The following is a 19,513-nucleotide window of genomic DNA, read 5'->3' as shown; positions in this document are numbered from 1 at the left end:
ACAGGCGGGAGGCCTACTCGGGCGTCCCCATTTGACCGAGAACCTGTGACGTCATCAGGTTGATGCCCGAACTCATCAACAGCTTGTCGGGAGTGCTCTGCCAGTCGTAGCGCATCCCGACTCGCTTCGGGAAGGGACTGTCAACGATGTTGGCGCAGACCGGCAGCCGCTGACCGTCGGGCGTCTCCACCTCGGTGATCCAACCGTAGACGTCCGTCTTGCCCCGGAACAACGTGCCGTACATGCGGGTCCCCTTGGGGAACCGCCCCTCGTAGTGACTGACGATTTCCTCGATGGCGTGGAGGGTGATGGGGGTGCCGTCTGGCGGCACGGGGATGACGCCTTCGTTGGGGTCGATGTAGAGCGTCTCCCAGTTGCCCATCATCCTGGCGGTCTTGAAGCCCCGCTTCGCCATGCCCTCCAGCACCTCCGCCGGGCACTTGCGCTGGGGCGGCTCGTCCCGCACCTGAGGTCCGCTGGCGCAGGCGGCGGTGAGGCAGGCCACGGCGGCGGCCTTGCCCAGGGCGCCCCCGGCCGACTGGCGCTTCCTGGGCCGTGGCGCGTGGGCCGCTTCCCCCTCCGCGTCGGAGGAAGCCAATAGGGAGGACACCTCGTCCTGCGCGCCCGTGTCGTGGGCCGCGCCCACGTCCGGAGAGGACGGCACCGCCTCTGGGAGGGGCATCTCGGAGGGATTCGAAGAACGACTCGTCACTGCGGGACTTCCTTTCTCAATGGGAAGGGACGGGGCAGGAGCCGGGTCTCCCGCGGTGGGCAGCGCGAAGCGGCTCACCCCGAACACCACCAACCCCACGCCCAGCAGGGCGGCCACGCCCCACCCCATGGCGACTCGACGGCCCGGGCGCGGTGCTGACGGCGCGGGCGGCTCCGCCGCGGGCGCCTGCGCCGCGGGTGCATTGACCGAGGGCGCCGCCGGTGGCTCGGACGCCGCGGCGGGAGCACTCGCGCTCGCCACGGGGGCCTCCCGGGGCTCCGGATTGAGGGGCAGCACCGGCGCGACACCGGACGACTCCCGAGAGCGGACGGGCCGCGAGGACGTGGAGGCGTCGGGCACCATGCGCACCCGAGGGGCCTCCGCGTCCGCGCCCTCGGGAGGACGGTCCAGCGACACCTTCCAGGCGGGCTGCCGCTTCTCCTTGGCCACGTCCCAGAGGGCCTGGAGCAAGGCCTCCGTGTTGGCGTAGCGGTCCTCGGGGCGCTTTGCGAGCAGCCGCAGGGCGATGTCGCCCAGGGCGCGCGGCACCTTCGGGTTGACGACGTGGGGCGCGCGCGGCGTCACCGTTTCGATGGCCGGCAGCAGGCGGTCATACGGAAGCTTCGGGTCGAACGCGTAGCCATCCGTGAGCGCCTCGTACAGCAGCGCGCCCAGCGCGTAGAGGTCCCCTGGCACGCCCGCGTCGAAGTTGGCGCCCTGCTGCCAGGTGCCTTCGCGCAGGAAGGCGACGCACTCGGGCGGCAACAGATGGGGCGAGGCGGGCGCCACGCCCACCGTCAACGTCGTGGCCGCGGGCAGCCGCACCGTGCCCAGGTCGATGAGGAAGGGGCGTTCGTCCTCACGGCGGATGAGGACGTTGTCGCCCTTCATGTCCCGGTGGTGCACGCCCCGGCGGTGCAGGTCCGCCATCACGCGCACCACTTCCGTGAAGACGGTCAGCAGGTGCGCCGCCGTGGGCTTCACCCGCCAGCGCCACTCGTGGAACGTCTCGCCATCAATGTAGTCGGTGACGAAGTACAGGTAACCGTCGGGAGGCTCGGGCCAGCGGTCCACGGCGTGCAGTGCCGGGAGGTTCGGATGGGGAGCGCAGGCCAGCAGCGCCGCGACCTCGTGCGCCAACCGGCCGTTGATGTCCTCTTCCTCCGCCGCGTGGAGTCCCGCCGGGCGAAGCGCCATCTTCAGCGAGTAGCGGCGGTCCGCCCGCTCCACCTGGAAGACCCGGCCGAAGCCCCCCGAGCCCAGCGAGGCCACCACGCGCCAGGGGCCGACCTCGCTGCCCGGGACGAGTTGATCCGGATGGAAGGGAGGCGACCTCACGGCCACAGCCGCTGCCCTCCTCCCGCCCCACCCGTAACGTCACGCGCGGGACGCACGGCCCGTGGCGGTGCCAATCGCGCGGAAGACTCGGTAACCACCCAGGGAGCGGGGCTGGACAAGGGCAACCTCCAGGGTTGACCCTATCCTTTTCCCCGGGGATGTCACGTTTTCACTTACCCGCGAGGTAAGTCCGCTGCTCAGGAGGACCCAACGCCCTCCGTCGGGTCCACCGCCTCGGCGGCGTCCGCCCAGGCCCCGCTCAGCCGGGCCTCGGCGGCCAGCGCTTCGTCCCAGGACGGGCCGTCCGGCAACAGGCGCGCGGAATGCGTCAGGACGAGCCGCTCCAGCGCGAGCTCCTCACACAGCCGCCGCAGCCCCACCGCGTCCAATCCCAGGCGCGCGAGGTGGGCCTCACGGCGCGAGGCGGGCACGCGCTGGGCCTGCCACCAACGGGCCTCTTCCACCGCCACCTCGGCATCGGAGACGCCCAGTCCCAGGGTGCGCGCCCAGCCCGCGAGCAGCGCCCGCCGCAGCCCCGCCTCGGCCAGCGCCGGCGCGTCCGGGGACTCACGAAGGACGTCCAACACCTGTCCCGAGGACACGGCGCCCGCCTGCGTCGCCGTGACGTCATCCACCAGTCGCCGTCGCCGGACCAGGGACGACGGCTCGCGAGGAGCGCCGTGCGGCGCGGGCGCACCCGAGGCCACCCACTCCGCCGCCGTCCGGAGGCACGCGAGCGCGTCCTGTCGCTTCAGGTCCTCCGCGCCGCGCGGAAACCACGCGTCCCACGCGGCCCGGGTGGACGCGGACCAGCGAGGTGCCACGGACTCCAGCACCCGCCCCCACGTCCGCTCCTGGTAGAAGACGGACTGGCCCGCGTCGACGAGCGCCCGGGCCGCATCGCGCGTCAGCACCCGGGCCTGGGCCGCGCATGCCGCCGCATGCCGGACGTTGACCATGGGCACCGTGAGCGGGCGCCAGCCGTGCTCACCGTCCGCGTGCAGCAGCGCCACCTCCGAGTCATCCACCACCACGCCATCGCGGTACCACTCGAAGATGCGCCCCACGCCCACCACGCCGTGCGGCGCCAGCTCCGCCGCGCGCAGGGCCCCCATGCTGCCGCCTCCGAAGACGGCCACGCCCGCCTCCATCGCCGCCAGCAGTTCGTGGTGCCACACCGAGGGCTGCGCCTCGAAGACCCCATCCACCAGGGCGATGGCCCGAGGCCGCAGCCGCAGCGCGCGCCACACGTCACCCTGTCGCGCGGGCGGCAGCACCGTGCAGGGCGCCAGCCGCTTCGCTTCGGCCTCTGGAAGAGAAGGCCCCAGGAACACCACGAGATTGTCCGCGCGCCGCTTCATAGGAGCTCCGAGATGCGCATGCCCGGCACCACCACCCGCTGCACGTGAAGGCCCTCCACCGGTGACGACAACGCCACCGCCGCCGCTCGCGTGAAGCCCGCTCGCTGGAGCAGCGCCAGCACCTGGCGCACCTGCCCCGCCGCGGCGCCCTTCGCCTTCACCCCCAGGTCGGGCATGTCCGCGGCACGACGCCGGGGTCGGACCTGGGCACAAGCCTCCGCGAAGCCCCGCGCCGCTTCCCGGTCCGCGGCGGCCACGTCCTCGCGAGCGCCATGGATGTCCGTCAGCCGCGACTGCGCCGCCTCCAGCAAGGCCTTCAGCAACGCCGCCTCGCGCGTCAACGCGCACGCATAACCCGCGGTGAGCGGCACCGGGCCCTCTTCCAGGTCCACCAGCACCGCCGCGCCCACCGGCAGCCCCACCGCGCCCGGCGTGCGCGCGGCGGGCGTGGCGTCGAAGAGGTACACACCAAAACCCCGCTCGCGCAGCTGTCCAGCCAGGGCCTCCACGGCGGGAGCGAGCTCGAGCAGTTCGGGCGTTCGCAGCAGCCGGCGCTGGACGACCTCTTCCGTCCACCCCTCCGGCATCATCCGCGCGAGCTGGTCCCGCTCCGTGGCCTCCAGCAGCGCGTGCAGCAGGGCCCGCCCCGCATCCGGATGCGCGCCGGAGCCGTTGCTCGTCCACGCCACCGCCACCGGGCCCAACGCGGGGCTCCCGGCGGGAGGCACGTGCAGCCCCTGAGCGGGCACCCACACCGGCTCACCGGAGTACAGCTCCCGCGCCTCGAGCCAGGCACAGCGCACGTGCGGGCTCCACAAGCGCGGCGCCACCAGCGCCCCCGCCGAGCCCAATTCGTCCGCGCCCCACAGCGCGCCCAGGTGACCTTCCAGCTCCGCTCGCGAGCCCCACACGAAGGCGTCCGGAACCACCGTCTCCGCCGCCCACAACTCCGCCGTCTCCAGCAGCGCGCCCCAGGCCGCGTCGTCGTAGGTGAGGCCCTTGCCGTTGCACACCTGGAGGACGTGACCTCCCGGCCGCACCGCGCACGCCACCTCCACGCCGGTCCGGTCCAACCCGGTGACACGCGCCACCCGCGTCACACCCATGGCCTGGGCCAATCGTTGTTGAAACCGCCGTGAAGACAGCTCGTCCCTGGGAGCCCGCACGGGCGCGGACCTTAGCCTGAACGCATGTCCGGCGGGCCCATGGCAAACATGGTAGGGACCCGGGCGCATGCTTTCCGTCGGAGACACCGCGCCGGATTTCACCGCCACCGACTGTCACGGGGCCCCCCTGCGGTTGTCCTCCCTGCGCGGCCGGCGCGTGGTGCTCTTCTTCTTTCCCAAGGCCTTCACGGTGGGCTGCACCATCGAGAACCGGGCGTTCCGAGACAACCACGAGCTGATCAAGGAACTGGGCGCCGAGCTGGTGGGCGTGTCGGTGGACACGCAGCGCACGCAGTGTGAGTTCGCGGAGGCCGAAGGCATCCACTTCGCACTGCTGGGCGATGCGGACCGTGGCATCAGCCGCGACTATGGCGTGCTGTGGCCAGTGCTCAACGTCGACCGCCGCGTCACCTTCATCATCGGCGCGGATGGCCGCATCGAAGAGGTCATCCGTCACGAGGTCCGCGTCTACCGGCACCTGGACGACGTGCTCCGCTACCTGCGCGCGAACCCGCCCCCGGCCCCCTGACGGGCGCTCACTCCCACGTGCAGTGGTACTCGCAGTGCGGTGCGCCCCGGGCGCGGCACATGGGGTGGGTGACGTGCACGGCGCGGCCGCCACACAGCTCGATGGCGCGCTCGTGCCAGCCGATGATGGTGAGACAGTCCGGCTCGGTGACGTTCTCCGCGCCGAAGGTCCGCAGCACCGCGGCACACGGGCCTGTCTGCTCATAGGTGCGTGAGCCCACCGCGTAATAGAAGCGGTAGATTTTCGGCGCCTGGCTCAGCAGGAAGTGCGGCTCGCCTGCCTTGACGAAGACCTGCTGCGGGCCATGCAGCGCCTCATGGGCGGAAGCGCGCCCCATCTCCAGGAAGGCCCGGTCCTTGTCCTCGGGCGACATCACCCCCGCGATGGCCGCGTCCAACCGCAGGTTCAGCTCCAGGGGATACCAGCCGACGGGAAGCAGCATCTTCCGCAGCAGCGCCTGGTCCTCCGCGGGCAGCCGCCGCAGCACCGCGTCCACCACGACTTGCCCACCGTGCTGGCGCAGCATGTTGAGCCGCGAGATGAGCACGCCGCCCTTGATGCGTGAGCCAGTTCCTTGGGTCAACATGCCCCCGTCCCAGGTAGCAACCGCCCGCCCATTGTCCCCGCGCGGCCTGCCCGCCATCAACTCGGGAAGGCACGTTTCCTGACTCAACACCTTGAAACTCAGGGACAACCAGAAATCACTGTCGGAAATCGGCCAAAATTAACCTTTATCTCCGTCCGGGGTTGGAGCCACGTGAGCATCAGGGAGACAGGCGGCCGGGTCGTGTCCCTGCCCGCGCGCATGGCCCGGGCGGGCCTGGAGCGTGCGCCGGACGAGGCGCTCTGCCGCGCATTCCTGGAGGGTGAGCCGGCGGCCTTCGAGGTGCTGGTGATGCGGCATCGCTCGCTCGTCTTCTCGCTGGTGCGCCGCTACGTGACGCGCCCGGAGGACGCGGCGGACCTGGTGCAGAGCGCCTTCCTGCGCGCGTTGGAGGCCTCGCGCCGCGTCTTCGCGCGCTTCACGCCGTCGGGACCGGCGCCCTTCCGGGCCTGGTTGGTGCGCATCGCGCTCAACCTGGCGAAGAACCACGCCCGTCAGGGTCAGCGGTGGCGCCCGGTGCTGGTGGCCTCCGGGCCGGACGACGTGGTGGAGGACCCGTCGGAGTCCGCGCAGGACCGGCTGGAGCGGGCCGAGCGCGAACGGCAGGTTCGCGCCGAGGTGCTCGCCCTGCCCCGCCGCCAGCGCGAGGTGCTGACGCTGCGCGTGGACGGCGGGCTGGCGTTCAAGGACATCGCCGAGACGCTCGGCATCACGGAGAACAATGCGAAGGTGCAGTTCCACCATGCGATGAAGCGCCTCAAGGCGCGGGTGGGCGCGCCCGAGGAGAAGCACTGATGGCTGCGTGCCCTGACCAGGAAGAGCGGCTGGACCTGCACGCCGCGGGGGCGTTGGAGGATGACGAGGCGCTTGGGCTCATCCAGCACATGGAGGGCTGCGAGGGGTGCCGGCAGGCGCTCGCGGCATCCGTGGAGCTGCTCTCGCTGGTGGCGCTGCCCGCGCTGTCGCCCCAGGAGAAGACGGAGCTCCAGGAGCTGCCCCGGCGCACGCTGTCGGAGTGGCGGCGCGGCGCCCGGCGCCAGGGTCTGGGCTTGAAGACGCTGGGCGCGCTGGTGGCCACCGCCGCGGCGGTGACGTTGGTGCTGCTGGTGCCCGGCGCGTGGCGGCTGCCAGGTCTGGGACCGGAGGCCCCGGTGACGGCGACGGCGGCGCCCGCCACCGACGTCGAGGAACTGGACGCGGAGACGATGGCCGCCATCGAGGCCTGGGCGGGGCTGGAGCCGCTGGACGCGGTGCGGCTCGAGGACTCCGAGGGCTGGGACGAAGAGTTCGACTTCGATGTGGGAGAGACGCTGTGACGACGAGGGTGCGAACGCGGATGGCGGTGATGATGCTGGCCCTGCTGCCCTGGGTGGCGGTGGCCACGCCCACCGGGCGCGAGGCCCGCGCCGAGGAACGGCTGGAGCGCGCGGAGCAGCGGCATCGGCTGCGGCAGGTGCTGGAGCTGTCGGACATCCTGGACCTGGACAACGCGCAGGCGCTGAAGCTGGAGGAGACGCTTCAGCGCTTCGACGAGCGCCGCCGCCCGCTGCGCAAGCAGGTGCGTGAAGCGGCGCGCATCCTCCACCGGGCGTCGCGAGGCGACAGTGAGGCCCTGGCACAGGTGGACGCGGCGGCGCTGGGAGCCTTCGAGGCACGCGAGCGCATCGCGGCGCTCGACAAGGAGCTGTACCTGGCGCTGGCGAAGACACTGCCGCAGGAGAAGCGCGCCCGGCTCGCGCTCGCCCTGGCGCGCAGCGAGGGCCGCCAGAAGATGAAGCGGGAGCCCGGGAAGGACTCGTTGGGGCGCAGAGGATACGACGGCGGCATGCACTGACGCGGGGGCGTGGGGCCTGTCGGCGAGTTCACTCCTCGGTGGGCTCGCTCGGGTCCTTCCTACCGGTGGCCAGGTACGACTCCGCGCGGGCCTCGAGGTGGGCGGCGAGCCGGGGCTCCACACGCGACAGCACCTCCCATTCGATATCCGTGGCGCGGCGCACGACGGGCCTCGTCGGCGACAGGGGCTCCCCCGCGACGGAGGCCGCCGCCGCTCCTTCCCCCAGCTTCGCGTCCCGATTACCGGCGCCCATGCTCGGATGCGAGGGCGCGCGCCCGTTGGTGGTGTAGTCCATCCGGTAGGCCCGCACCACGGAGCGGCCATCCGACAGCGGATGGACCTGCACGAAGAGGCGGGACCAGTTGGCGCCCAGGTCCGTATTGCCCCGGATGCGCCAGGTAGTGTGGACGTAGAGCGGGTCCGAGCTGGGGAGCAGCTCGTACTTCTGCTCCACGAGCAGGCGTCGTGCCGTCGCCACCAGGGCGTCCGGCGGCAGCTTGTAGATGGCATTGCCGCTGGTGGTCTCCACCAGCTGCTGGCGGGTCTCGGGCATGACGGCGCAACCGCAGGCTCCCAACAGGAGCCCGGCCGTCACCCACGTCGAAAGGCGTGAGCGCATGACGATGTTCTCGGCATTCCCCTGGGGAAGACGGATGGAGCATGGCCCCCGAGCCCGGGGCCTGGCTCACGGAGGGCACCCCTGAGAACGCACCGGGTGTGCCCCTCATATCGCCGTGCGCGTTGAACGGGTTGGCACCCCTCCCGCAGGGCAGTGGACTCGCACTACGGCCGGGGAGGACCGGGCATCCAGCCCGAGGGGGCCTCGTCATGCCGTGCCTACCGTCAGGGAGGCAACGGCGCGCACCGCGCCGCCACCGAGGAGGCTTCCTTGCGGCTGCTGACCCGAATCGCCCCACCGCTGCTGGCGCTGGCTTTCGCCGCGTGCTCCAGCATCGACGTGAACACCAACTATGACCCTTCCGCCACGCAGAAGCTGGAGGGGTACCGCACCTATGCCTGGCTCCCACAGCCCACGGGCAAGGACGACCGCGTCTACAACCCCATCGTCGGCGCGCGCGTCGAGCAGACAGTGGACCGCTACCTGCTGGCGCGCGGCTACCGGAAGGTGGAGTCCACCGCCAACCCGGACTTCCTCATCGGCTGGCACGGCGCCATCCACAACGCGCTGAAGGCGGAGACGGTGGACGCCTACTACGGCTATCCCTGGGGCGGTCCCTTCACGGACCCCTTCTTCGCGGGCGGCGCCGTCACCATGCCGGAGACGGAGCTGCGTGAGTACGAGGAAGGCTCGCTCATCCTCGACATCGTCGACCCGCAGTCCAAGCAGCTCGTCTGGCGCGGCACGGCCCAGGCGGAGCTGGACGAGAACGCCAGCGCGGAGAAGCAGCAGAAGCGGCTGGATGAGTCCGTGAAGGACGTGCTGGAGCGCTTCCCGCCCAAGGCGAAGTGAGGAAGGTCCTTTTCGCACACCGGCCTCGCGGCGACGCGCCTCCGCGAGGCCGGGCTTCAAGGCGCGGGCTGCTCGGCGACCGTCCCTCCTCCACGACGCGGGCCGCGCGCAGGGACTCCGGGACGATGAGCGGCCGCTCCAGGCGCTCCCGCTCCCAGCCGCCCAGGTCCGCGCAGGCCTCGTAGGTGCTCTGGAGGAAGTCGAGCAGGTACGCCTTCGGGTCCTCCGCGCGCCGCACGTCGTCGTACGCCAACAGGTACTCCTTGATGTTGGCGTCGTACCGGGCCTGGGCCGGGCGCACGCTGGCGCGCGCGAAGCCCTCCGGCTCCGGGACCGCGTAGCTGTAGAAGGCCGCGCCGCCGGTGGCCTGCATGCCGGGCCAGAAGCCCGCGCTGCTGACCTCCTCGCAGTAGGCCTCCTGGGTGATGGGGTCCGCCCCGGGGCGCGCAGGCGCGGGCCGGCCGGAGAAGCGCGTCACCGCCAGGTCGAAGCTTCCCCAGAAGAAGTGCACCGGGCTGCACTTGCCGGTGAAGCGCGCGCGGAAGTCCTCGAAGACGAGCGTGGCCTGCAGCAGCGCCCGCCACCAGCGCTCCACGGCTTCACCGTCATAGCTGGCGTGGTGCCAGTCCTCACCGAAGGGCGTGGTGTCGTCGGGAATCTCGACGGGCTGCTCCCAGATGCGCACCTCGATGCCCATGGAGCGCAGCGTCGCCATGACGTCCCGGTAGAACTCCGCGACGGGCCGGGGCTCCAGCGCCATCACCCGGGACGGCCCACGGTTGGCGTGCACGTGCAGCTCGTGCGAGCGGAAGTCGAAGTCCACCTCGAAGGCGCCATTTCCGAAGGGAATGAGCCCCGTCGTCATGCCCCGCGCCGTCACGCGGAACGCGACGTTCCACCAGTGGTTCTGCGGCGGCGTCAGTGCCAGCTTCACCTTGCCGATGACCTGCGTGTACCGGTGCAACGTGGCGTAGGTGTCCTTCCACGCCTCCAGCGGCAGCGGCGGCCACGCCGTGTCCCGGGTGTCCATGGGGCCTCCCTTCAAGCCGAGTCGGCATTCAGGGTGAGCCCCCACCGGCGCCCATGCCAGGGCGCCAGCCACGGCCGCATGCCACCAGGGCGGGGACCAGAGGGCCAGCCCCCACGCGCCCTTTCAGGGACTATGGCTGCGCGAGCGCGCTGTCGATGGCTGCCTTCAGCTCGGCGCTGTCCGGCGTCACCGCGCTGGGGAAGCCGGCCTTCACCTGGCCGTCCTTGCCCACCACGTACTTGTGGAAGTTCCACTTGGGCGCGGGGTGGTGCTGCGCCAGGAACGCGTAGACGGGCGACTGGCCGTCCCCCTTCGTCTTCACCTTCTCGAACATGGGGAAGGTGACCTTGTAGCGGAGCTCACAGAACTTCTTGATCTCCTCCGACGAGCCCGGCTCCTGGCCGCCGAAGTCATTGGACGGGAAGCCCACCACCACCAGGCCCTTGTCCTTGTATTCCTGGTGGAGTTTCTCCAGGCCCGCGTACTGCGGCGTGTAGCCACATTCCGACGCGGTGTTCACCACCAGGACGACCTTGCCCTGGTAGCCGGACAGCTTCTCCGGCTTGCCGTCGAGCCGGTTGGCGGAGAGTTGATGGAAGGACATGGGCTTCTTCTCGCTCGTGGGTTCGGACTTCGCGGGGGGAGGAGGCTTCGGCGCAGCGGCGAGCGCCGGGGTGAAAGCCAGCGCCGAGGCCAGGGTCAACAGGGGGAGGGTTTTCATGCCGCTCCCCAGGATGCCCCAGTCCCCCGCCCGTTTCACGCCCGCCGCGCCGCGGCACGCGAGCGTGTGTCCTCCCCCGAAAAGAGCGACTTGAGCACCCGGCCGGTGGGCGTCTTCTGCTTCGCCACCTCGCGAGGCGTGCCCTCCGCGACGAGGTGGCCTCCCGCCTCGCCACCGTCGGGCCCCAGCTCCACCACGTGGTCCGCGGCGCCAATCACGGACGGGTGGTGCTCGATGACCACCAACGTGTCGCCGCGGTCCACCAGCCGGCCCATGAAGGTGATGAGCTTCTCCACGTCGCCCAGGTGCAGGCCGGTGGTGGGCTCGTCCAGCACGTACAGCGTGGGCTCGTGCCGGGCGGAGGCCGTCAGCTCGGCCGCCAGCTTCAAGCGCTGGGCCTCACCGCCGGACAGGGTGTTGGAGCCCTGGCCGAGTTGGAGGTAGCCCACGCCCAGGTCGGCCAGGCACTCCAGCGGCGCGGCCACGCGGGGCAGCGCCTTGAAGACCTCCTTGGCCTCGTCGGCGGACAGGCGCAGCACGTCGCCAATGGTGAGCCCGTGGTAGCGCACCTCCAGCGTGGCCGCGTCGAAGCGCGCGCCGTTGCAGGCCTCGCACGGCGTCACCACGTCCGGGAGGAAGGACATCTCATGGGAGATGGCGCCCTGCCCGTCGCACGCGGTGCACCGGCCGCCACTGGCCGAGTTGAAGGAGAAGCGCGTGGGCGTGAAGCCCTTGATTTTCGCCTCGGGCGTGGCCGCGAACACGCGGCGCAGCTCGTCCCAGATGCCCAGGAACGTCGCCGGCACCGAACGCGGCGTGCGGCCGATGGGGGACTGGTCCACCGACAGCACGCGCTTCACCGCCTCCGCCCCGTGCAGCGAGGTGAAGGGGCCGGGCTTCGCCGTGACGCGGTCCAGCTTCTCGCGCAGCGCCGGGTACAGCACCTGGCGAATCAGCGTGCTCTTCCCGGAGCCCGACACGCCGGACACCACGTTGAGCCGCCCCACCGGCAGCCGCAAGTCCACGCGCTTCAGGTTGTTGGCCCGCGCGCCCTTGAGCTCAATCCACTGCTTCGCCTCGCCCCGGCCCGAGGGAGGCCGCACCTGCGACTCCTTCAAGGCTCGCGCGGTCGGCGAATCACTCTCCAGCACCACGTCCGGCGGCCCCTCCGCCAGGATGTGCCCGCCGCCCCGGCCGCCCGTGGGCCCCAGGTCCAGCAGGTGGTCCGCCGCGCGGATGGTGTCCGAGTCATGCTCCACCACCAGCACCGTGGAGCCCGTTGCCACCAGGGCGCGAAGGTTGTCCAGCAGCCGGTGTGTGTCGCGCGGGTGCAGGCCAATCGTGGGCTCATCCAGCACGTACATGGCGCCGGTGAGACCCGCGCCCAGCTGCGCGGACAGGCGAAGCCGCTGCATCTCCCCACCCGACAGCGTGGCGGCGTTGCGGTCCAGGGACAGGTAGCCCAGGCCCACGCGCTCCAGGAACTCCATGCGGCGCAGCAGCTCCTGACGGGACGGCTCACCCAGGAGCGCCCGGTCCCCCTTGAACTTCCAGCCGCGCACCCGCGTCAGCGTGGACGCCACGGACTGCTGCACCACCTCGTGGTAGCGCGCGCCCTCCAGCCGCACGCCCCGGGGGACGGGGGCCAGCCGGCTGCCACCGCACGTGCGGCACGGCGCGACTTCGCCCTCGGCCATCGCCTCGGCGCCGCCCTGCACGCCGGTGCCCTCGCATGACTCGCAGCGGCCCTGCTTCGTGTTGAAGGAGAACCAGCGCGGGTCCAGCTCCGGCACGGCGGTGCCGCACTTGGGGCAGGTGCGCTCGGTGGACAGCAGCGTCTCGCCCTTGCCAGCGTCCACCTTCACCGCGCCCTGGCCCCAGCCCAGCGCCTTCTCGAAGACGTCGCGGTCCAGCTTCGACAGCCTGCCCTCGTACATGACGAGGTCGATGTCGTGCTCACGCGTCTTCGCCAGGCGCGGCGGGTCATCCGTGGACGCGAGCTTCCCGTCGACGATGGCCCGCGAGATTCCCGCGCGCGCAGCCGCCGCGAAGATGTCCAGGTAGGTGCCCTTGCGGGAACGCACCGCGGGCGCCAGCAACGTGCCTTCGCCCTTCATCGCCGTGAGCTGCGCGAAGAGCACGTCCGGCGACATGGAGGTGATGGGCGAGTCGTCATTCGGGCAGTGCGGCTCGCCCAGCTTGGCGAACAGCAGGCGCAGGTAGTGGGCCACCTCGGTGACGGTGGCCACGGTGCTGGTGGCTCCCGCTCGCGAGGTGCGCTGCTCCAGCGCCACCGACGGCGGCAGCGAGCTGATGCGCTCCACATCCGGACGCGGCATGGAGGGCAGGAACTGCCGCGCGTACGGGCTCAGCGTCTCCAGGAAGCGGCGCTGGCCCTCCGCGAACACCACGTCGAAGACGAGCGAGCTCTTGCCCGAGCCGCTCGGTCCGGTGACGACGGTCATCTTCCCCAGCGGGATGCGGCACGACACGTCGTGGAGGTTGTGCTCGCGCGCGTGCTCGACCTCGATGGCGGGCACCTCGCCCTTGCCCGGCTTGCGCAGCTTCACCGCGCGGCCCAGCGGCTCGCGCTCGCCCCGCAGCGCCTGGGCGGTGGCGCCCTTGCCGCGAGCCACGTCCTCCGGCGTCCCTTCCGCCACCAGCTGGCCACCGTCACGGCCGCCCACGGGTCCCAGGTCGATGACCCAATCCGAGGCCTTCATCACCGCCACGTCGTGGTCCACCACCAGCACGCTCGCGCCGAAGTCCACGAGCGCATTCAGCGCGGTGATGACGTGGCGCACGTCCTCCGCGTGCAGGCCGGCGCTGGGCTCGTCGATGAGGAACAGCGTCCCCTGCGCCTCACTTGCCAGCGCCCGCGCCAGCTTCAAACGCTGCGCCTCGCCGCCGGACAGCGTGGACAACGGCTGACCCAACGGGAGGTAGCCCAGCCCCAGCCGCGCCACCGGCCCCAGCGTGCGCTTCAGCGCCGCGTCGCCGCCGAAGTGCTGGAGCACCTCGTCCACCGTCATCTCCAGCACCTGGGCCACGCTGAAGCCCTGGTGGCGGACAGCCAACACCTCTTCCTTGAAGCGCCGGCCACGGCACACCGCGCACAGCAGCGCCACGTCAGCGAGGAACTGCATCTCCACCGTCTCGTAGCCCTCGCCCGAGCAGGCCTCACAGCGGCCCTTGTCGACGTTGAAGGAGAAGTGCGCCGCCGTGAGGCCGCGCACCTCCGCGTCGGGCTCGGAGGCGAAGCGCTCGCGCAGCCGGTCCCACGCCTTGGTGTACGTGGCCGCGTTGCCGCGCGAGGTGCGCCCCAGCGGGGACTGGTCCACCAGGGTGATGGCCGTCACCGCCTCCATGCCTTCCACCGCGTCCACCGCGCCGGGCGCCTCCACGTCCTTCACGCCCAGCCGCCGCGCCAGGTGCCGGTACAGCACCTCGTCCATCAGCGTGCTCTTGCCCGAACCGCTGGGCCCCGTCACCGCGCACAACACGCCCAGGGGCACCTCCACCGTGAGGTCTTTCAGGTTGTGTTCGCGAGCGCCCCGAATCACCAACGCGCCGGTGCGCGAGCGCGGCGTGCGCGTCACCTCGTCGACACCGGCCAGCAGCCGCCCCGTGGGCAGGTCCTGCTTCTTCGCCAGCGCCTCCGGCGTGCCATCGAATACCAGCCGCCCGCCCTGCTTCCCCGCCCCGGGCCCCAGCTCCAGCACGCGGTGCGCCGAGCGGATGACCAGCGGGTCATGCTCGATGACCAGCGCGATGTTGCCCCGCTCCGCCAGCTCCGCGATGGCCTCCGTCAGCGGCGGCACGTCGCCCGGGTGCAGGCCCACGGTGGGCTCATCCAACACGAAGAGCGCGCCGGTGAGGGACGTGCCCAGCGCGGCCGTCAGGGACACGCGCTGCGCCTCGCCGCCCGACAGCGTGCGCGCGGGGCGGTCCAGTGTGAGGTAGCCCAGGCCCACCCGCTGGAGGTAGCGCAGGCGCCCAGCCAGCTCGCGCCGCGCCAGCTCACCCTGCCCCGTGGTGGTGCGCAGCGCGTCCAGCCGCGCCAGCGCATCCGTCAGCTCCAGGTGGTGCCACGACGGCAAATCCAGCCCGCCCACGCGGTACGCACGCGCCTGGGCGTTGAGGCGTCCGCCGCCACAGCTCTCGCACAACGTGTAGGCGCGATAGCGCGCCAGCAGCACGCGCACGTGCATCTTGTACGTGCGGCCCTCCATCCACCGGAACCACGCGCGCACGCCCGGATAGGCGCGGCCCTCGTCGTAGTCGCCCTCGCCCTCCAGCACCGACTCGCGCTGCTCGGGCGTCAGCAGGCCCCAGGGCTTGTCCCACGGAATCCCCCGCGCCTTGCACCAGCGCTGGAGCATGCCGCGCTCCCACGTGGTGGACTGGCCGGACCAGGGACGGATGGCCCCCTGGGACAGGCTCAGCTCGGGGTTGGGAATCACCTTGCCCCAGTCGATGCCAATGGTGCGGCCGAACCCACGGCACGCGGCGCACGCGCCCACTGGTGACTGGTAGCTGAAGAGGCCGGGCCGCGCGGCCTCGAACTCCCGCGCGCACTTGGGGCACACCAACCCGCGCCGCAGCCGCTGGGGCACACTCTGGCCCGGGACGAAGAGGTGCGCCTCGCCGTCCGCGCGGTTCCACGCGTCCTCCAGGGCCTGCGTCACGCGCGACAGTTGCGCGTTCGTCAGCTTCACCCGGTCCACCACCACGCGCGCGATTCCAGCCGGGTCGGTCGCCTCGGCGGGACGGAGCGACTCCAGCTCCTTCACCTCGCCCTGCACCATCAGCCGGTGGTAGCCGTCCTTCAGCAGCCGGGCTCGCGCGTCCAGGAAGGCCGCCGTGTCGGGGATGCGCAGCGGGAAGGTGAGGATGGCCTGCGCGTCCGTGTGCTCGCGGATGGCCGCGGCCGCCGCCACGCGCGCGTCCGTCCGCACCGCCTCCACGCCGCAGGTGCCACAGACGGGCACGGCTTCACGGGTGAAGAGCGCGGACAGGTACGGCTCCACGTCCGCCAGCGTGGCCACCGTGGAGCGCGAGCTCTTCACGGGCGCGCGCCGGTCCACGGCCACGCCCGCGGCCACGGGCTCCAGGGCGTCCATGGGCGGCCGCTCCAGCCGCTCGAGGAACTGCCGGGCGTACGGGCTGAAGCTCTCCACGAAGCGCCGCTGCCCCTCGGCATACAGGGTGTCGAGCGCCAGGCTCGACTTACCGGCGCCGGAGACGCCAGTGACACAGACGAACTCTCCTTCCGAGAGGTCGACCGACAGGTCCTTCAGGTTGTGCGTGCGCGCGCCAACGAGGTGAGTCTTGTGCATACGGGTGGCAGGTTTAACGACTGGACACTTCGCCGCCAATCACAACTGAGGGAGCACCTGTGGGAACTCGCCTCCCTGGCTGGCGATGAGGCGGACACCCGGAGCCCGGAGGCCCGCTCAGGCGCCCGTCCAGCGTACCCGCAGGGTGTACCCCGCGGTCTGCCGCTCCAGCACCTCCACCTGGGGCAACACCTTGGTGCGCAGCAGGACGCCCTCCACCACGCCGGCGACGAAGTCCGGCAGCGGGTCCGGGTCCACGACGCGGATGCGCCATTCCCCCGCCTGCACCGGCTCCAGCAGCATCTTCATGTCCTCGCGCCCCGCCCGCAGATACGTGGGCAGTCGCGTCAGACACCGCTCCGTCCCCAGCAGGGGCGCGGCGGTGGCGAAGATGCGGCCCACCAGCGTCTGGGCGAACCCCTCCACATAGCGGTGCCCCAGGACGCGGTTGGCCGCCTCAGGCGGCTGCCCCACGCAGGCATGACGACGGGCCACCCCCAGCGCCGCCCGCCACACCGCCAGCGGGTAGTACTCCTGCGACGCCTCCATGTCGTAGCCAATGTCTCGCAAGGACTGGGCGAAGGGCCCCGTGGGCTTCAACGCATGGACGAAGAGCCCTTCGAAGTTCCGCCGAGGCACCTGCACCGGCAACGGTGGTGGCTTCCGCGGCTCGGTGGCCGTCTTGTCGTCCAAGCCCCGCCGTTCCATGAGTTCCCCCTGTCTCCACCGGTCCACCCCGGTCCTGAAGCCAGTGTAGCAGCCCGGGCGCTTCGTCACCTCCACGCCACACCGGCACGGCACCCCGCTTTTACAACAGCAGACGTCGTGTAACGATGAGCGTTCGTCATCAAGAGGTGTCCCATGCGGGTCCTGATTGTCACCCAGGGGGGAGGGGCGGACCTGGCGCCAGTCGAGTCCTGGCTGCGTGAGCAGGGACACACGGTGGTCACCGTGACGCGTGAGGCGGAGGTGCCCGCCGCGTGGCGCAGCGGCACGTGCGCGCTGGTGATGGTGGATGCCCGGACAGACACCTCCCGCGTCCCGCTGGTGCGCGCGCTGCGCAGCCTGCCCGGTGGGGAGGAATCCGTGCTGCTGCTCCTGGGCCACCGGGGCGCGCTGGGCACACTGCGGCCCGCCCTGGAAGCCGGCGCCGAGGACCTGCTCGCGTGGCCCGTGGATGAGGAGGAACTGGCGCTGCGGCTGGAGATGGCCCGCCGCCGCTTCGTCCGGCGCGAGGGCCGCAAGGGCCTGCCCTTCGGAGATGACCTGAAGGAGACGCTGCTGGCCGTCAGCCCCGTGCCCACGTCCATCACCACCATCACCGAAGGGCGCGTGGTGGCGGCCAACGAAGCCTACTTCGAGCTCTTCGGCTACACGCGCGAGGAGGTCATCGGGCGCACCACGGTGGAGCTGTCGTTGTGGGAGACGCCCGTGGACCGCTCGCAAATCATGGACAGGCTGCGGCGCCACGGCACGGTGCGCGGCGTGGACGCGCAGTACCGCACCCGCGAGGGCGAGATGCGGCACACGCTGCTCTTCATGGGCCTGGTGCTCTACGGCGGCACGCCCCACATCATCGCCTTCTTCCCGGACATCACCCCGCTCAAGCGCGCCGAGGAGAGCCTGCGCCGCTCGGAGGTGAGCTTCCGCACCCTCATCGGCAGCCTGCCGGACCTGGTGGCCGTCTTCGACACCAGCGCGCGCGTGCGCTACGCCAACCTCAAGGTCGCCACGGCCCTGGGCTACGAGAGTGTGAATGAGCTGCTGGGCAAGCACATCTCCGACATCATCCCGAAGGAGGACTTCGCCAGCGCCGACGCGCGCATGCACGAAGCCATCCGCACCGGCCGCGCGGCGCTCCAGGAGCGGCGGCTGGTCAAACGCGACGGCAGCGTGCTGCACGTGGAGTCCACCACCTTCCCCCTGCCCTTCGACGGCGAGGACTCCATCGTCTCCGTCTCCCATGACTTGACGGAGCGCTACCAGATGCAGGCGCGGCTGATGCTCGCGCAGCGCATGGCCTCCGTCGGCACGCTGGCCGCGGGCGTGGCGCACGAAATCAACAACCCCCTGGCCTACCTCACCGCCAACCTGGCCTTCGCGCGCGAGGAGCTCGCCGGCGTGCTGCCCACCGGCACCCGGAACGTGGAGCCCCGGCTGGCGGAGGCGGTGGCCAGCGCCCAGGCCGCGCTCGCCGAGGCGCAGCAGGGCGCCGACCGGGTGCGCAGCATCGTCCGGGACTTGAAGACGTTCAGCCGGGTGGACTCAGCGGAGAGCGCGGAAGTGGACGTCCGGCAGGTGCTGGAGTCCACGCTGAACCTGGCCACCACGGAGATTCGCCACCGCGCCCGCCTGGTGAAGCAGCTCGACGCGGTCCCCACCGTGGTCGGCAACGAGTCACGGCTGGGACAGGTGTTCCTCAACCTGCTGGTGAACGCCGCCCAGGCCATTCCCTCCGGGACGCCGGAGCGCCATGAAATCCGCGTCGTCACCCGCCTTTCGGGCAAGGGCCACGTCTGCGTGGAGGTGTCGGACACGGGCGCCGGTATCGCCAAGGAACACCTGCCGCGCCTGTTCGACCCCTTCTTCACCACCAAGGAGCCCGGGGTGGGCACCGGACTGGGCCTGTCCATCTGCCACAGCCTGGTGACGGCCCTGGGTGGGGAAATCCACGTGACGAGCGAGCCGGGCAAGGGCTCCACCTTCCAGGTGCTCCTGACCCCCTCCCAGCGGATCGGGACGGAGCACCCACCGCCCGCTCCGCCGCCCGCCCCCGCGGAGAAGCGGGGCCGCCTGCTGGTGGTGGACGACGAGCCGCTCGTCTGCACGGCCCTGGGGCGTACGCTGCGTCCGCACCACGACGTCACCCTCTCCACCCGGGCCCAGGAGGCCTTGGATCGCATCGAGGCCGGCGAGCGCTTCGACGTCGTCTTCTGCGACCTGATGATGCCGGGCATGAGCGGGATGGACTTCTACTCCGCCCTCCAGGCCCGCCACCCCGAGCAGGCCCAGCGGGTCATCTTCCTCACCGGCGGCGCGGTGACGCCTCAGGCCCGCGCCTTCCTGGAGTCGGTGCCAAGCCCACATCTGGAAAAGCCGTTCGCTGGCAGGGAACTCCTCTCCCTGATCCAGGAACGACTCGCGCACGCATAGCGAATTGTCAGCCTGTGGAAGATTTGGACAGGCCCCCCCACCCCCTGCCCCTATCCTCCCCACCGCCCCCGACCGCTGGGCAGGGAACCGTCCACAGGAGGCATGCGCAGAGTGTGCTTTTCGTGACTTTCCAGTGACACGCCGCTCCCAACCTGCCGGAATCACAGCGTTTTCTTGACGGCGGATTCGAGCCTGCGGGGCTGGTACGCGGGTTGCTGAGGCACTGACGCGCCGCACCGCGAGTCCACGCGGAGC

14 protein-coding genes and 1 pseudogene are annotated in these 19,513 nt (G+C 71.3%); 6 read left to right on the top strand and 9 right to left on the bottom strand.

All coding sequences use genetic code 11. From position 1 onward, the window contains the following. Positions 1 to 13 precede the first annotated feature (13 nt). From OZ403_RS12305 to OZ403_RS12295, 3 genes are all read right to left on the bottom strand, one after another. Entirely contained in the window at positions 14 to 2,056 is a 2,043-nt protein-coding gene (locus OZ403_RS12305; protein WP_268784290.1) for a serine/threonine protein kinase, read from the bottom strand. A gap of 191 nt (positions 2,057 to 2,247) precedes the next feature. Further along, a complete protein-coding gene (locus OZ403_RS12300) occupies positions 2,248 to 3,411 on the bottom strand; it encodes a TfuA-like protein (protein ID WP_268784289.1) in 1,164 nt (387 codons plus the stop codon). After that, a complete protein-coding gene (locus OZ403_RS12295) occupies positions 3,408 to 4,517 on the bottom strand; it encodes a YcaO-like family protein (protein WP_268784288.1) in 1,110 nt (369 codons plus the stop codon). The genes OZ403_RS12300 and OZ403_RS12295 overlap by 4 nt, the downstream gene beginning before the upstream one ends. Positions 4,518 to 4,644: 127 nt before the next feature. On the opposite strand from OZ403_RS12295, the gene OZ403_RS12290 reads away from it, so the two are divergent. Continuing rightward, complete coding sequence (locus OZ403_RS12290; protein WP_140789736.1) at positions 4,645 to 5,106, top strand: peroxiredoxin; 462 nt, start codon at positions 4,645 to 4,647, stop codon at positions 5,104 to 5,106. A gap of 7 nt (positions 5,107 to 5,113) precedes the next feature. Here the strand turns inward: OZ403_RS12290 and OZ403_RS12285 are convergent, their stop codons facing one another. Further along, a complete protein-coding gene (locus OZ403_RS12285) occupies positions 5,114 to 5,692 on the bottom strand; it encodes a TIGR02265 family protein (RefSeq protein ID WP_237080331.1) in 579 nt (192 codons plus the stop codon). 171 nt (positions 5,693 to 5,863) lie between these two features. Between OZ403_RS12285 and OZ403_RS12280 the strand changes: the two genes are divergently transcribed. The 3 genes from OZ403_RS12280 to OZ403_RS12270 are packed head-to-tail and all read left to right on the top strand — an operon-like array spanning position 5,864 to position 7,544. Further along, positions 5,864 to 6,505, top strand: coding sequence for an RNA polymerase sigma factor (locus OZ403_RS12280; RefSeq protein WP_140789734.1), 642 nt, complete (start codon positions 5,864 to 5,866; stop codon positions 6,503 to 6,505). Beyond that, positions 6,505 to 7,026, top strand: a complete 522-nt coding sequence (locus tag OZ403_RS12275; protein WP_268784287.1) for a zf-HC2 domain-containing protein — start codon at positions 6,505 to 6,507, stop codon at positions 7,024 to 7,026. Before OZ403_RS12280 ends, OZ403_RS12275 begins: the two co-directional genes overlap by 1 nt. Further along, positions 7,023 to 7,544, top strand: coding sequence for a hypothetical protein (locus OZ403_RS12270; RefSeq protein WP_268784286.1), 522 nt, complete (start codon positions 7,023 to 7,025; stop codon positions 7,542 to 7,544). Before OZ403_RS12275 ends, OZ403_RS12270 begins: the two co-directional genes overlap by 4 nt. A gap of 28 nt (positions 7,545 to 7,572) precedes the next feature. Here the strand turns inward: OZ403_RS12270 and OZ403_RS12265 are convergent, their stop codons facing one another. Then, positions 7,573 to 8,097 (bottom strand): hypothetical protein, encoded by a 525-nt coding sequence (locus OZ403_RS12265; RefSeq protein ID WP_140797920.1) that lies wholly within the window; start codon positions 8,095 to 8,097, stop codon positions 7,573 to 7,575. Between the two features lie 336 nt (positions 8,098 to 8,433). On the opposite strand from OZ403_RS12265, the gene OZ403_RS12260 reads away from it, so the two are divergent. Continuing rightward, entirely contained in the window at positions 8,434 to 9,015 is a 582-nt protein-coding gene (locus OZ403_RS12260) for a DUF4136 domain-containing protein (RefSeq protein ID WP_140789726.1), read from the top strand. 196 nt (positions 9,016 to 9,211) lie between these two features. Here the strand turns inward: OZ403_RS12260 and OZ403_RS12255 are convergent. From OZ403_RS12255 to OZ403_RS12240, 4 genes and pseudogenes are all read right to left on the bottom strand, one after another. Further along, positions 9,212 to 10,045: pseudogene (locus OZ403_RS12255) on the bottom strand (DUF5996 family protein); the annotation flags it as partial. 130 nt (positions 10,046 to 10,175) lie between these two features. Next, the gene (locus OZ403_RS12250) at positions 10,176 to 10,766 is read right to left on the bottom strand and encodes a glutathione peroxidase (protein ID WP_140789723.1); all 591 of its coding nucleotides are present in this window, start codon (positions 10,764 to 10,766) and stop codon (positions 10,176 to 10,178) included. A 35-nt stretch (positions 10,767 to 10,801) separates the two neighbouring features. Then, positions 10,802 to 16,105, bottom strand: coding sequence for an excinuclease ABC subunit UvrA (uvrA, locus tag OZ403_RS12245; protein ID WP_268784285.1), 5,304 nt, complete (start codon positions 16,103 to 16,105; stop codon positions 10,802 to 10,804). Between the two features lie 117 nt (positions 16,106 to 16,222). Continuing rightward, on the bottom strand, positions 16,223 to 16,813 hold the full coding sequence (locus tag OZ403_RS12240; RefSeq protein ID WP_140789719.1) for a DUF2378 family protein: 591 nt from the start codon (positions 16,811 to 16,813) through the stop codon (positions 16,223 to 16,225). Between the two features lie 153 nt (positions 16,814 to 16,966). Between OZ403_RS12240 and OZ403_RS12235 the strand changes: the two genes are divergently transcribed. Further along, entirely contained in the window at positions 16,967 to 19,258 is a 2,292-nt protein-coding gene (locus OZ403_RS12235; protein WP_140797917.1) for a PAS domain S-box protein, read from the top strand. Positions 19,259 to 19,513: the final 255 nt, after the last annotated feature.

Origin of the sequence: Myxococcus sp. NMCA1 (assembly GCF_026810205.1) — a bacterium.
Classification (GTDB): domain Bacteria; phylum Myxococcota; class Myxococcia; order Myxococcales; family Myxococcaceae; genus Myxococcus; species Myxococcus xanthus_A.
Note: the sequence above shows the minus strand (reverse complement) of the source record. Positions and strands in the feature narration are given on the sequence as shown.

Coding starts and splice junctions, on each gene's coding strand:
- OZ403_RS12240 (WP_140789719.1), bottom strand. CDS start 16,813: ATGGAACGGCGGGGCTTGGACGACAAGACGGCCACCGAGCCGCGGAAG.
- OZ403_RS12265 (WP_140797920.1), bottom strand. CDS start 8,097: ATGCCCGAGACCCGCCAGCAGCTGGTGGAGACCACCAGCGGCAATGCC.
- OZ403_RS12290 (WP_140789736.1), top strand. CDS start 4,645: ATGCTTTCCGTCGGAGACACCGCGCCGGATTTCACCGCCACCGACTGT.
- uvrA (WP_268784285.1), bottom strand. CDS start 16,105: ATGCACAAGACTCACCTCGTTGGCGCGCGCACGCACAACCTGAAGGAC.
- OZ403_RS12300 (WP_268784289.1), bottom strand. CDS start 3,411: ATGAAGCGGCGCGCGGACAATCTCGTGGTGTTCCTGGGGCCTTCTCTT.
- OZ403_RS12285 (WP_237080331.1), bottom strand. CDS start 5,692: ATGTTGACCCAAGGAACTGGCTCACGCATCAAGGGCGGCGTGCTCATC.
- OZ403_RS12235 (WP_140797917.1), top strand. CDS start 16,967: ATGCGGGTCCTGATTGTCACCCAGGGGGGAGGGGCGGACCTGGCGCCA.
- OZ403_RS12250 (WP_140789723.1), bottom strand. CDS start 10,766: ATGAAAACCCTCCCCCTGTTGACCCTGGCCTCGGCGCTGGCTTTCACC.
- OZ403_RS12295 (WP_268784288.1), bottom strand. CDS start 4,517: ATGGGTGTGACGCGGGTGGCGCGTGTCACCGGGTTGGACCGGACCGGC.
- OZ403_RS12275 (WP_268784287.1), top strand. CDS start 6,505: ATGGCTGCGTGCCCTGACCAGGAAGAGCGGCTGGACCTGCACGCCGCG.